The 13582-nt window shown below is 67.2% G+C and carries 11 protein-coding genes and 1 pseudogene; 9 read left to right on the top strand and 3 right to left on the bottom strand.

The genetic code is table 11. The features are described 5' to 3' along the window. Positions 1-84 precede the first annotated feature (84 nt). The 5 genes and pseudogenes from ACFWF1_RS17640 (at position 85) to ACFWF1_RS17660 (ending at position 5934) form a co-directional block, all read left to right on the top strand. Positions 85-1716, top strand: coding sequence for an ABC transporter substrate-binding protein (locus tag ACFWF1_RS17640; protein ID WP_379288964.1), 1632 nt, complete (start codon positions 85-87; stop codon positions 1714-1716). An 18-nt stretch (positions 1717-1734) separates the two neighbouring features. After that, positions 1735-2679, top strand: coding sequence for an ABC transporter permease (locus ACFWF1_RS17645; protein ID WP_379288962.1), 945 nt, complete (start codon positions 1735-1737; stop codon positions 2677-2679). Then, positions 2676-3587, top strand: a complete 912-nt coding sequence (locus ACFWF1_RS17650; protein WP_379288960.1) for an ABC transporter permease — start codon at positions 2676-2678, stop codon at positions 3585-3587. The genes ACFWF1_RS17645 and ACFWF1_RS17650 overlap by 4 nt, the downstream gene beginning before the upstream one ends. Positions 3588-3597: 10 nt before the next feature. Further along, positions 3598-4449, top strand: a pseudogene (locus tag ACFWF1_RS17655) (ABC transporter ATP-binding protein); the annotation flags it as partial. Further along, positions 4423-5934 (top strand): ABC transporter ATP-binding protein, encoded by a 1512-nt coding sequence (locus tag ACFWF1_RS17660; RefSeq protein ID WP_379322194.1) that lies wholly within the window; start codon positions 4423-4425, stop codon positions 5932-5934. The pseudogene ACFWF1_RS17655 and the gene ACFWF1_RS17660, both read left to right, overlap by 27 nt. A gap of 120 nt (positions 5935-6054) precedes the next feature. On the opposite strand, the gene ACFWF1_RS17665 is transcribed toward ACFWF1_RS17660, so the two are convergent. Genes ACFWF1_RS17665 through ACFWF1_RS17675 form a run of 3 tightly spaced genes read right to left on the bottom strand, consistent with a single transcriptional unit; the run spans position 6055 to position 8307 of the window. Then, positions 6055-6462 carry a RidA family protein gene (locus tag ACFWF1_RS17665; protein WP_357391438.1) on the bottom strand — a complete coding sequence of 136 codons (408 nt, stop codon included), beginning with the start codon at positions 6460-6462 and terminating at the stop codon, positions 6055-6057. 2 nt (positions 6463-6464) lie between these two features. Further along, complete coding sequence (locus ACFWF1_RS17670) at positions 6465-7235, bottom strand: IclR family transcriptional regulator (RefSeq protein ID WP_379288958.1); 771 nt, start codon at positions 7233-7235, stop codon at positions 6465-6467. Positions 7236-7263: 28 nt separating this feature from the next. Continuing rightward, positions 7264-8307 (bottom strand): sugar kinase, encoded by a 1044-nt coding sequence (locus tag ACFWF1_RS17675; protein ID WP_379288956.1) that lies wholly within the window; start codon positions 8305-8307, stop codon positions 7264-7266. Between the two features lie 105 nt (positions 8308-8412). On the opposite strand from ACFWF1_RS17675, the gene ACFWF1_RS17680 reads away from it, so the two are divergent. The 4 genes from ACFWF1_RS17680 (at position 8413) to ACFWF1_RS17695 (ending at position 13545) form a co-directional block, all read left to right on the top strand. Continuing rightward, entirely contained in the window at positions 8413-9747 is a 1335-nt protein-coding gene (locus ACFWF1_RS17680; protein WP_379288954.1) for an alanine racemase, read from the top strand. Positions 9748-9760: 13 nt separating this feature from the next. Next, positions 9761-11374 carry an amidohydrolase family protein gene (locus tag ACFWF1_RS17685; RefSeq protein ID WP_379288952.1) on the top strand — a complete coding sequence of 538 codons (1614 nt, stop codon included), beginning with the start codon at positions 9761-9763 and terminating at the stop codon, positions 11372-11374. A gap of 11 nt (positions 11375-11385) precedes the next feature. Then, complete coding sequence (locus ACFWF1_RS17690; RefSeq protein WP_379289029.1) at positions 11386-11994, top strand: bifunctional 4-hydroxy-2-oxoglutarate aldolase/2-dehydro-3-deoxy-phosphogluconate aldolase; 609 nt, start codon at positions 11386-11388, stop codon at positions 11992-11994. Positions 11995-12084: 90 nt separating this feature from the next. Continuing rightward, positions 12085-13545 carry a GntP family permease gene (locus tag ACFWF1_RS17695; protein ID WP_379288950.1) on the top strand — a complete coding sequence of 487 codons (1461 nt, stop codon included), beginning with the start codon at positions 12085-12087 and terminating at the stop codon, positions 13543-13545. Positions 13546-13582 lie beyond the last annotated feature (37 nt).

Consider the following 13582-nt stretch of genomic DNA (forward strand, 5'->3'; position numbering starts at 1 on the left):
TCGTTCAGTGGCGGTTAAGAGAACAATGTACAAAAAGAAACGGTGGTGGCGAAAAATGCAGCGTGTTGAAGTATGTTGTAGCCCATGCTCGTTCGCTCCACTCGGATGGCGGTCCTCGGTGTCGTCGCCGCCGTCCTCGCTGCCTGCGCACCGACGCAACACGCCACCGAGACCGCAACGCACGTCGACGATTACGGCACACCCATAGGCACGCAGCCGGTGCGTGAGGGCGGTGATCTGGTGATGGGCCTGTCGAACGAACCCGACAAGCTCGATCCGACCACTTCCAGCTCGCTCTACATGCGCTATGTGATGAGCACGATCTGCGAGAAGCTCTACGACAACGACGCGTCCGGAAACCTGGTGCCACAGTTGGCCACCGCGCTCCCGGATATCTCGTCGGACGGCCTCACTGTCACCATTCCGGTGCGCAGCGGGATCCAGTTCGCCGACGGCACCCAGTTCAACGCCGACGCCGTCGAGACCAGCTTGCGGCGGCACTGGAAGATGGAAGGCTCGCAGCGCACCGGCGAGATGGGTCCGATCGACGAGATCGAGGCCGCCGACTCCAACCACGTGGTGATCAAGTATAAAGAGCCGTTCGCGCCGCTCACCGCCGCGCTCGCGGATCGCGCCGGGATGATCATGTCGCCTGCCGCGCTGAAGGAGTCGGACAAGAACTTCGGCGATCATCCGGTGTGCGTCGGGCCGTTCAAGTTCGTCAAGCGGGTGCCGAATACCTCGATCGCCGTCGCCCGCGACCCGCTGTACTACGACGCGAAGAACGTGCACTTCGATTCGATCACCTATCGGATCGTGGCCGATGCGAAGACGCGTGCGGCGAATCTGCGCTCCGGTGACATCCAGGTCGGCGACACGATCTCACCGATGGACATCGACGGGTTGGCCAAGCTGCCGCAACTACGCGTCCTGCAATCGGGATCGTTCGGCTTCCAGGGCCTGTATCTCAATATCGGCAATGTCGACGGCGCGGGCAAACCGGTCAAGCCGATCAACACCGCCATCGCGAAGGACCCACGGGTCCGGATGGCGTTTTCGTTGGCCACGGATCGGGAGTCACTGGTCAAGAAGGTATTCCACAACTGGTACGACATTGCCTGCACACCGATCGCGCCACGTACCTCCTACGCGACGCGAGCCAGTACTGCCTGCCCGCTCTTCGACCCGGAACGATCCAAGGAGCTGCTCCAGGAGGCGGGTGTGCAACTGCCGTATCCCGTCACGATGCAAGTCACCAACACACAGGACTATCTCCAGTACGCGGAGGCGTTGCGGGACAGTGTCGCGCAGGGCGGGTTCGACCTGCGGATCGTGCCGACCGAATACTCGGCCATGTTGGACGCGCAAAAGAAGGGCACCTACGAGGCCCTGTTGCTCGGCTGGTCGGGCCGTCTCGACCCGGATGGCAACACCGCCCGATTCCTGACCACCGGCTCGAGCGGTAACTACAGCGGATACAACTCACCCGCCCTGGACGACCTCCTCGGCTGGGCCGCACACAGTACGAGCGCCGCGCAACGCGGTGCGCTTTATGAGCAGGCGGTGCGGTTTATCGCACGGGAGAACCCGTTTATCTACACCTACCGCCTGCGTAACTTGACCGTGCACTCGACATGGGTGACGGGCATCGAGGTGTACGCCGACGGCGCTGTCCGGCTCGGCAAAGCCGCGTTCGTCGCGGATCGGAAGGGCTGAAAATCCATGTTGCAGTATGTGTTTCACCGTCTGTGGCAGTCCGCTGTCACGTTGGTGCTCGCGTCGATCGTGATCTTCATCGGGGTGCGCGCGCTGCCGGGTGATCCCGCCACGGTGATGGCGGGGGAGCAGGCCGATCCGGCGGCCATCGCCGCGGTGCGCGCCGACCTCGGGCTGGACCGGTCGCTGCCGGTGCAGTACTTCGAATTCGTCTGGCACGCACTCACCGGTGACTTCGGCCGGTCGATCCGCACCGGCACGCCGGTGATCGACATGATCGGCACCACGCTGCCGGTGACCGCGCAGCTCGCGGTGTACGCGATGATCATCGCGGTGCTGGTCGGCGTGATCGGCGGCGTGATCGCGGCGGTGTATCGCGGCCGCTGGCCCGAGTGGGTGGCCAACGGATTCTCGCTGGCCGCGCTGTCGGTGCCCACCTTCTGGGTCGGCATCCTCGCGGTGCTGTATCTGTCGGTGCACCTGAACTGGTTCCCCGCTTCCGGGTACGTCTCGCCGTTCGAGCATCCGCTGCGCGGCCTGTACTTCCTCACGCTGCCCGCGATCATCCTCGGTCTCGCGCACGCCGCGGTGGTGCAGCGCCAGACCAGGTCGTCGATGGTGGAGACGCTGACCGCCGACTTCGTCCGCACCGCGCGGGCCAAGGGGCTCAGCCGCCCCGCGGTGATCTTCCGGTTCGGCCTGCGCAACAGCCTGATCGTGGTCACCACGATCGTCGGCCTGCAACTCGGCGGGCTCATCGCGGGCGCGGTGGTCACCGAGCGCATCTTCAGCCTGCCCGGCATGGGCAAGCTGACCCTCGACTCGGTGTTCACCCGCGACTACCCGGTGATCCAGGCGGTCATCCTGGTGATCGCCGCGTCCTACATCGTGATCAACCTGCTGGTCGACGTGCTGTACACGGTGATCGACCCCCGCGTGCGAGTGTCCGGGAGGGCGCAGTGACTATTACCGATACTCCGGTCGTCGAGGCAAGTCCCGGCGTCGAGAAAAAGCCCCTGGAGACCCCGCCGCCGGCGGTGCGCGGTCGCGTGCTGCGCCAGCTGTTGCACAACCCGCTCGGCGTGGTCGGCGGGGTGCTGCTGCTGATCGTGATCTTCGTCGGCGTGTTCGCGCCGCTGCTCGCCCCGTATTCGCCGAGCGAGGTGCACTTCCCGACCCCGTTCCAGCAGCCCGGCACCGTCGGATTCCTTTTGGGCACCGACGATCTGGGCCGCGACATCCTCTCCCGCGTGCTCTACGGCACCCGCGCCTCGCTCGAGGTCGGCGTGCTGTCGGTGCTGTGCGCGGTGCTCATCGGCGTGCCGCTCGGCCTGCTCGCCGGGTACTGGCGGACGCTGGACATGATCCTGTCCCGGCTCTCCGACGTGCTGCTCGCGTTCCCGTTCATCATCCTCGCGGTCGGGCTGACCGCGATCAACGGCGGCGGGCTCGCCGACGCCGCGATCGCGCTCGGCATCGCCCAGGTGCCGATCATGATGCGGGTGGTCCGCGCGGAAACCTTGCGGCTCAAGGAGACCGACTTCGTGCTCGCCGCGAACACGATGGACGTGCCGTCCTGGAAGATCCTCGGCGAGCACATCCTGCCCAACTCGCTGGCGCCGATCATCGTGCAGGCCACGGTGATCATGCCGACCGCGGTGATCGGCGAGGCGATCCTGTCGTTCCTCGGGCTCGGCATCAAGCCGCCCGCGCCGAGCCTCGGCATCATGCTGTCCGACGCACAGCAGTACCTGACCCGCACGCCGTGGCCGGGCATCTTCCCCGGTGTGGCGCTCGCGCTCATCTGCTTGGGATTCAACCTCTTCGGCGACGCCCTGCGGGATGCGCTCGACCCGAAGACACGGCGCTGAAGGAGCCCGAATGAATACAGTATCGCCTAGCGATTCCACGAGGGGCGGCGGTCGGGTGGCGGGTGGGCCAGAACCACTTTTGGAGATCAGTGATCTGCGGGTGTCCTTCGGTGACGTGACCGCGGTGCACGGCGTGGACCTGGTCATCCAGCCGGGGGAGCGGGTCGCGGTGGTCGGTGCCTCCGGATCCGGCAAGTCCACCATGGCGCACTCGATCATCGGCCTGCTGCCCGGCTCCGGCCGGGTGACCGGCGGCAGCATCAAGTGGCGCGGTGCGGACATCACGCACGCCGAGGAGAAGCGGCTGCGCGCGTTGCGCGGCAAAGAGATCGGGCTGGTGCCGCAGGACCCGATGTCCAACCTGAACCCGGTGTCGCGGGTGGGTCGGCAGGTGTCGGAAACCCTGCTGGCACACAAGCTCTGCACGCGCAGCGAGGCGAAGGAACGGGCGATCGAGCTGCTCGGGCAGGCGGGTTTGCCCGAGCCCGCGCGCCGGGCACGGCAGTACCCGCACGAGTTCTCGGGCGGTATGCGGCAGCGTGCGCTGATCGCGATCGGCCTGGCCTGCCGGCCGGATCTGCTGATCGCCGACGAGCCGACCTCGGCGCTGGATGTGACTGTGCAGCGGCAGATCCTGGATCATCTGGAGAAGTTGACGCAGGAGCTCGGCACCGCGTTGCTGCTGGTTACCCATGATCTGGGGCTGGCGGCCGAGCGGGCGGACCGGGTGGTGGTGATGTCGGACGGGCGGATCGTCGAGTCCGGGCCCGCGCGGCAGGTGCTGACGGATCCGCAGGAGGAGTACACGCGGCGGCTGGTCGCGGCGGCGCCCGCGTTGATCGCGCCGCGGCGTGCTGATCCGGTTGTGGTGGATGAGGTGCTCGAGGAGAAGGCTGCGGTCGGCGAGGCCGATGGCGGCGAGGGTGCTGTTGCGGCCGATCAGGCCGTTGCTGCGGCCGCTGACGAAACGGCTACCGGCGGTACGGATTCCGACGCGAAGTCGGCCGAGGACGAGACTGCGGCCGCGGACAACGCTGCCGACGAGCAGGCGATCGACGAGAAGGCTGTCGACGGCAAGGTCGCCGTCAAGAAGGCGGCCAAGGGTAACGGCAAAGTGGTTACCGAGAAGGTAGTCGCCGAGGGCACCGACAGCGCGGCCGCTGCCGAGAAGTCTGCTGACGACGAGGGTGCCGAAGTCGCTGCCGAGAAGGCTGACGACAAGTCGGCCGACGTGGCGGCTGCTGGCGATGCGGGCGATGAGAAGTCTGCGGACGACAAGTCGGCCGACGCGACTGCTGCTGACGACGCAGCTGGAGAGAAGGTTGCCGAAGGCAAGTCGGCAGACGCCGACGCTGCCGACGAGAAGGCTGCCGACGGCGAGGTCGCTGCCTCGAAGGCTGTTGACGACGCCGTGGCCGAGGAGAAGGTCGACACCGCGAAGGTGTCCGCCGCCGAAGCCGCCGCCGTCACGCCGTCGAATGCGGTGCCCGCCAAGGATTCCCCGATTCTCGAGGTCTCCGGCATCAGCAAAGAGTATCGCATTCGCGGTCGCGGTGGGGTGCTGCGCGCGGTCGACAACGTGTCGTTCACGATCGCCCGCGGCCGCACCACGGCGATCGTCGGCGAGTCCGGCTCGGGCAAGACCACCACCGCGCGGATGGTGCTCGGCCTGGTCACCGCCACCTCCGGCACTATCAAGCTGAACGGTGTCGACATGGTCGGGCTCAGCGGTGCGCCGTTGCGCGCGGCGCGGCTGTCGATGCAGCCGGTGTTCCAGGACCCGTACGCCTCGCTGGACCCGATGTGGACGGTCGAGCGGCTGATCGCGGAACCGTTGCGCGCCTTCGGCATCGGCGATCGCGAGGCCCGCCGCAAGCGGGTCGCGGAACTGCTGGAGCAGGTGGCGCTGCCCGCCGCGATGGCGCACCGGTACCCGAACGAGCTGTCCGGTGGCCAGCGCCAGCGCGTCGCGATCGCCAGGGCACTGGCCATCGAGCCGCAGCTGGTCGTGTGCGACGAGGCGGTGTCGGCGCTGGATGTGCTTGTGCAGGACCAGATCCTGACGCTGCTCGCGTCACTGCAGGAGCGGCTCGGCGTCAGCTACCTGTTCATCTCGCACGACTTGGCCGTGGTTCGCGCGCTGGCCCACGAGGTCGTCGTGATGCGGGACGGCCGGGTGGTGGAACAGGGTCGGGTCGAGGATGTCCTCACCGCGCCCGCCGACCCGTACACGCGTCAACTGCTGGCCGCGATCCCCGGCACGGGTGTCCTCAGTGGCGGCGTGTCCGGCGACGACGACGAGGACGTCGCAGCTGCTGTCGATAGTGAACTGGCTGCCAAAGTCTAAGGACCGCAGCCGAACCCAACCCCCGCGTCGCGGCTGACTACGCGACGCGGAAACAGCCGCCCCGACCCATCCGTGGGTCGGGGCGGCTCGTTGTGCACATCCTCGCCGCAGGCGTTTGTTCTACTCGGAGACGATCGCGACGGCGTCGATCTCGACGAGCATTTCGGCGCGGGGCAGGCCCGTGAAAACGGTGGTGCGGCTGGGCAATACGTCACCGGTGGTGTTGGCGTTGACGAACTCGCCGTAGGCCTCGTTCATCGCGCCGAAGTCGTCGCGGGTGGTCAGGTAGACGCGCAGCATCACCACATCGTCGAACGTCGCCCCGCTCGCGTCGACGATCGCCTTCACATTCTGCAGCGTGCGGATGGTCTGTGCCGCAACGTCACCCGGGTACAGGTACTCGTTGGTCACCGGGTCCACCGGACCCTGTCCAGAGACCTGCACGAACGGCCCCTTGCGCACGCCCTGGGAGAACGTGTGCGCGGGTGCGGGCGCGTCGGTGGTGCGGACGGCGATCTTCTCACTCATGGTCAGCCTTTCGTGGATGTGGTTGCGCGGCCGGGGATCCAGCCGAGCTCGGCGGAGATGGCGTCGGCCGCCGCGCGAACACGCGGCAGTTCGGCCAGCACCTGGTCGTGGTCGAGCAGCATGTCCGGCACCGACATGGAGACCGCGGCGACCACCGCGCCGGTGCCGTTGCGCACCGGGACGCCGATGCAGTTGACGAAGCTCTCGTGTTCCTCGTGGTCCTCCGCATAACCAAGCGCGGCAACCTTTTCCAGCTCGATCAGGTAGCGCTCGGGAGTGCGGATGGTCCGTTCGGTGAACGGGTGGAAGTCGATCTTGTCGGCGATGATCCGCCATTCCGACCGGGGCAGCGCCGAGATCAGCACCTTGCCGACGGCGGTGCAGTGCAGCGGCGCCGGGCGGCCGACCCGCGAGTACATGCGGACGCTCTGGGTGGCGTCGAGCTTGTCGATGTAGATGACATCGCCGGACTCGTAGGTGGCGAGGTGGATCGTCTGTTTGGTGTCGGCGTTCAACGCGCTCAGGTGCGGTCGCGCGAGGGTGCGCACGTCGCGCTGCTCCAGGGTGCGGTTGGCCAGTTCGAACAACCGCGACCCGAGCACGTACCGGTGCTGGCTGTCGTGGGTGACGAAGCGCTGCGCCTCCATCGTTTGCAGCAGTCGCAGCACCGTCGACTTGTGCACGCCGAGCTGGGTCGCCAGCTGGTCCAGCGATCGCGAATCCTCGCCGAGCGCAACAAGAATGGTCAACGCACGCGACAAACTCTGACTCATGACTGCGACTCGCTAGCTTTAAGGTGACTCATGAGGCCACATTCTGATTGACGCTGTCGTTGTAATGCAGCTCGGCCCAGGCGTTTTCGTCCACACTGGCCAGTCGCTCCAGTATCTCCGGTGCGGGCAGCACGGCACCGTCGCCGGTTCCGGTCAATGCCGCTGCGGCACAGAGGTGCCCGAATCGCAACCGCTGCACCAGCGGTCGTCCATGTAGTAACGCGGCGAGGTAGCCGCCGGCGAACGCGTCGCCCGCGCCGATCCGTTCGGTGATCTCCAGCCCGAGGGCCGGGACCTCGACGCGCTCGGTACCGGCGAATCCGGTGACCGTGTGCGCGTCGTTCTTGACGATCAGCTGCGCGGGTTCCGGGAACAGCGCGCGCAGCTCGTCGGAGTCGTCGGTGCCGAACACCGCACCGGCCTCGTCGGCGCCGAGAAAGACCACATCGCTGCCGCGGACGTGGCGCGCGAGCACCTCGGCGGCCAGTTCGCCGCGTCCGGCCCACAGCGCGGGCCGGAAGTTCAGGTCGAAGCTCACCAGCCTGCCGTCGCGGGGGAGCGCGAGCAGCGCCTCGGTGAGGCCGGTCGCCGACTCCGAGAGTGCGGTGGTGATCCCGGTGAAGTGGATCAGGCGGCATTGCGCGAGCAGCTCGGCCGCCGCGGTCGCCGCGAGATCGGCCGGGGAGAGCGCACTCGCCGCCGAGCCCGTCCGGTAATAGAGCATGCGGCTCGCCCGGTCGGCCAGATCGGTGGCCTTGCCCGAGCCGCTGCCGCGCTCCTTGACATACACGGCGGTCGGTCTGCCGGGATCGGTGACGACCGCCGACACGTCGACGCCGTGGGCCGCCAGGTGTGTGACGAGATATCGGCCGAACCCGTCGTCGCCGACTCGGGACAGCCACGCGGTGTCGACACCGAGCTGGCGCAGCACGGTGGCCACGTTCGCCTCCGCGCCGCCCGCGGTCCGTTCGAAGCTCTCTGATTCCTCCAGCGGTCCCGGCTGCGCCACCAGCACCGCGAGTCCCTCGCCGACGGTTACCGCCCTCGAGCGGGTCGACGTAGGCCACGTCACACCGATCTCCTTTCTGTGCTTGCGGCCACCGGCCATCCCGTGCAGAATAACCACACGAAACACGATGCGCAACAAGCATTGCAAAATATGCAATAGCAATACGCTATGCATAATGAGGTGAATTCGCTGGGAAGGAATGCCGTGGCGATCGACGAAGACGTCGTAGCAGGACTCGGAGACCGGAAGATCGGTCCCGAGCACAAAGGGCTGCCGCCGGCCGCCTGGGGGCGCACCGTGCGCGAATTCCTCGCCACCGCACCGAGTCTCGACCAGTTCGAGACGCCGCTGCTCACCATCGACCGGTCCGCCGTCGCGGCGAACATCGCCGTCATGGCCGAATGGGCAAGTGCCGCAGGTGTGCAGCTCGCGCCGCACGGCAAGACCACCATGTCACCGCAGCTGTGGGCACAGCAGCTGGCCGCGGGGTGCTGGGGTATCACGCTGGCTACCATCTGGCAGGTGCAGGTGGCGCGATCCTTCGGCGTCGGCCGGGTGCTGCTGGCCAACGCGCTGGTCGATCCGGTCGGATTGCACTGGGTGGCGGCCGAATTGGCCGAGAATCCGGCTTTCGAGTTCGTCTGCTGGGCGGACAGCGTCGAGACGATCGAGCTGATGGACGAGCACCTGCGGTCCGCGCCGGGCTCGGCGAAGGTACGGGTACTCGTCGAACTCGGTGGGCCACATGGTCGTACCGGTGCGCGGACCATCGAAGAGGCGCACGCCGTCGCGGCGGCAATCACCGGCGCACAGCGGCTGACGCTCGCCGGTGTGGGCGGCTATGAGGGCGCGCTCGCGCACGACCGCACCGCCGACGCCACCGAGACGGTGCGGCATTACCTCGACCAACTCGCCCGCCTGCATCGCGAGCTCGCCGCCGCCGGACAGTATCCGGACGGCGCGATCGTGACCGCGGGTGGCAGTGCCTACCAGGACCTGGTCGTCGAACGGCTGGCCGGTCTCGCCGATGAGCAAGGCGCGCAGGGTGTTCCGACCTCGGTCGTGCTGCGCTCCGGGGCCTACATCATCCACGACGACGGCTTCTACTCGGGCATCTCGCCGTTCGCCGCGTCGCGCAGTGCGACGCCGCTGCGTTCGGCCATGCACGGCTGGGCGCGCACCGTCTCCCGTCCGGAGCCGGAGTTGGCGCTGCTGGACGCGGGCAAGCGCGACCTGCCCTATGACGAGGGCCTTCCGGTGCCGCAATATGTTGTGGGAAAGGAAGCTTCGGCAGTCGACCCGGCGGCGACGGTCTCCGCGCTCAACGATCAGCACACGTTCCTGCGCCTGCCTGCCGGAACCGCGCTGCCGGTGGGTTCGGTGGTGCGGTTGGGCCTGTCGCACCCGTGTACCGCGTTCGACAAGTGGCGGCTCATCCCGGTGATCGATGACGCCGACGCGTCATCTCCACGGGTCGTCGACCTCCTGCATACGTTCTTCTGACGAGCCGATGACCATGACGGACTTACTCTTTCGCGACATCGACATCATCGATGGCACCGGTTCGCCGCGCTTCCGCGGCGATGTGCTGGTCGAACAGGGGCGCATCGCGCGGATCGCCGAGCCGGGCAGTATCGGGGGCGCCGAGCGTGTCATCGATGCGGGACCGGGCGCGGTGCTGTGCCCTGGTTTCATCGACATGCACGCCCACTCGGATCTGCATCTACTGACCGAGCCGGGCCACTTCCCGAAGATCAGCCAGGGCATCACCACCGAGCTCATCGGGCAGGACGGCCTGTCCTACGCGCCGATCGACGATGCGACCCTCGCGGTGGTGCGCCGCCAGATCGCCGGATGGAACGGCAATCCCAGCGATCTGGACTTCTCCTGGCGCAGCGTCGGTGAGTACCTGGATCGGCTCGATCGCGGGATCACGCCCAACGCGGCCTATCTGGTGCCGCAGGGCACACTGCGGCTGCTCGTGGTCGGCGCGGACCAGCGTCCGGCGACGGCCGAGGAGATCGGCCGTATGCGGGAACTGCTGGCGCAGGGCCTGCGTGAGGGTGCGGTCGGCATGTCCAGCGGGCTCACCTATACGCCCGGAATGTATGCCGACACCGGGGAATTGGCGGCCCTGTGCCAGGTGGTCGCCGAGTTCGGCGGGTTCTACGCGCCGCATACCCGGTCGTATGGGGCGGGCGCGCTCGAGGCCTACGCGGAGATGATCGGCCTGGCCCGAACCACCGGGGTCGCACTGCATCTCACGCACGCCACGATGAACTTTCACGTGAATCGTGGGCGGGCACCGGAATTCCTGGCGCTGATCGACGCGGCGCGGGCCGAGGGGTGTGACATCACCCTGGACACGTACCCGTATCTGCCCGGTGCGACCACCCTTTCGGCGCTGCTGCCGAGTTGGGCGATGTCCGGCGGGCCGGATGCGGCGCTGGCCCGGCTCGACGATGCCGAGGCGCGGGCGCGAATCGCCGTGGATGTGAACGTGAACGGGTCCGACGGTTGTCACGGCGTGACAGTGGAATGGGAGACCATCCAGATCGGCGGCGTGGCCAACGCCGAACTGGCGGGATACGTCGGAAAGCGGGTCGACGAGATCGCCGCGGAACGGGGCATGGCACCGGTCGATGTGTTCTTCGATCTCTTGCGCCGCGACCAGTTCGCGACCAGCATCCTGCAGCACGTCGGACATGAGGAGAACGTGCGCGCGATCATGGTGCACCCCGGGCACATGGGCGGCAGCGACGCGTTGCTCGCACCGGCGCGCCCGCACCCGCGCGCCTGGGGCACCTTCCCGCGCTACCTCGGCCACTATGTTCGTGAACTCGGCCTACTCGAACTAGAAGACTGCGTGCACCACCTCACCGGTCGGCCCGCCGATCGGTTGCGGCTGCGTGATCGCGGGCTCGTATTCACCGGGTACGCCGCCGATTTGGTGGTGTTCGATCCGAACACCGTCGTGGACACCGCGACCTTCGACAACCCGAAACAGCAGGCGCGCGGCATCCAGCACGTGCTGGTCAACGGTGAGTTCGCCATCGAAAACGGCGCGCCCACCGGGACACTCGCCGGACGTGCGCTGCGCATGGACGCTTCGCGGAAGGAGACATATTGAGTACCTCGGCCATGCAGGTGATCCGCGCCGATCGCGTGCTGAGCGTGGTTCGCGCGCCCGAGATCCCCGATCCGGTCGCGCTCGCCGAAGCGCTTGCGTCGTCCGGTATTCGGGCGCTGGAGCTCACCTTCACCACGCCGGGTGTGCTCGGCTATCTCGCCGCCGCGCGCGCGGCCGAGGATGCAGTTATCGGTGTCGGCACGGTGCTCACCGGTGAACAAGCCAAGGCCGCCATCGACAGTGGCGCGCAGTTCCTGGTGACCCCGGGTCTGCGCGTGGAGGTGGCGGAAGTCGCCGCGCAGCACGACATTCCGGTCGTGATGGGCGCTTTCACCCCGAGTGAGGTGCTGACCGCGCTGGATCTCGGTGCGGCCGCGGTGAAGATCTTCCCGGCCAGGGCGCTCGGCCCCGGCTACCTGAAGGACCTGCGTGGTCCGTTCCCTGACGTGGCGCTCATCCCTTCGGGTGGCGTCAACGCGGGTAATGCCGCCGAATTCCTGGCCGCGGGCGCAGTTGCCGTCACGGCCGGAACCGACGTTGTTGCCCCTTCCGATGTCGCAGCGGGCCGCTGGTCCGAAATCGCTTCGCGTGCGGCATCGTTCGTTCGATCCATGAATTGAGAGGTCCACAGTGAGCGAGCGTCAGCGAGCGAACCAAAAACACAGTGCGCAGGTGCGCACGACGGAGCCGAGCGCTAGCGAGGCGGAGTCGTGAGCGCCACCGTAGATTGGCTGCGCACCACCACCCCGGGGCTGCTTGTGCTCTGCGGGCTCGCGATCGCTGTGTTGCTGTTCGCCATCATCAAGGTCAAGCTGGAGCCGTTCATCGCGCTGCTGCTCACCGGACTAGCGCTGGCGCTCGCCGCCGGGCTACCGGTGTCGAAGATCGTCGGCACGGCGATCAAGTCCGGTGACTCCATCCTGGAGACCGGCTTCGGTGGCATCCTCGGGCACATCGCGGTGATCATCGGGCTGGGCACGGTGCTCGGTGCGATCCTCGAAAAATCCGGTGGCGCCGATGTTCTGACCCGCAAACTGCTGGACCTGTTCGGTGAGCGGGGCGCTCCGGTGGCGATGGGCCTGCTCGGGCTCATCTTCGGCATCCCGGTGTTCTTCGACATCGGCATCTTCGTGCTCGCGCCGCTGATCTACGTGGCCGCCAAGCAGGGCGGTCGTTCGCTGGTGCTGTACGCCATGCCGATGCTGGCCGGACTGTCGATGACGCACGCGTTCCTGCCGCCGCACCCGGGGCCGGTAGCGCTGGGTGGCCTGCTCGGGGTCAGCCTAGGCTGGCTGATTCTCATGGGATTCATCTGCGGTATACCGGGATTCATCGCCGCGGGCATCGTGTGGGGTAGCTACATCGGCAAGCGCATCCACGTCGAGGTGCCCGAAGAATTTCTCGTCACCAAGGACGAGGCGGAGACCGCTCCCGATGAGGGGGAGCGGGTTTCCGATGGTTCCGGCGGCGTGGCCACCAAGACCGTGACCGCGACACCGCCGTCGGTCGGCCTGATCGGCGCGATCATCGCCATCCCGTTGATCCTGATCCTCGGTGCCACCTTCGGTACCCAGTTGCTGGACAAGAACTCTCAGGTGCTGCAGGTGCTGACGTTCTTCGGTACGCCCGCGGTGGCGCTGCTCATCGCGGTGCTCGTCGCCTTCTACGTGCTCGGCGTGCGGCGCGGCTCCACCGTGCAGGAACTCAGCCAGCTCACCGCGGAATCGCTGCGGCCGGTCGGCATGCTGCTCCTGGTGGTCGGCGCGGGCGCCTTCTTCGGAAAGGTCATCTCCGCCACCGGAATCGGCACCGCCCTCGCCGACACCATGTCCGCGGCAGGCCTTCCCGTGATCGTGCTGGCCTACATCATCAGCTGCGGTCTGCGCATCGCCCAGGGCTCGGCCACCGTCGCCATCGTCACCACCGGCGGCATCGTCGCTCCGCTGGTGGCCAGCGGCGGCTACTCCCAAATGTCGATCGCCCTGATCGCCATGGCCATCGCCGCGGGCTCGATCATCCTCAGCCACGTCAACGACGGCGGCTTCTGGATCATCGCGAAGTTCTTCAACATGTCCGTCAAACAAACCCTGCAAACCTGGACCGTCCTCGAAACCATCCTCTCCGTAGTCAGTTTCGCGGTAGCGGCAATCCTGTTCGCCATCGTCAGCTGACCCTGACGGTGAAGTCCTAACGGGGATGGACAGCCAG

It is taken from the genome of Nocardia sp. NPDC060255 (genome assembly GCF_042727395.1).
Lineage (GTDB): Bacteria > Actinomycetota > Actinomycetes > Mycobacteriales > Mycobacteriaceae > Nocardia.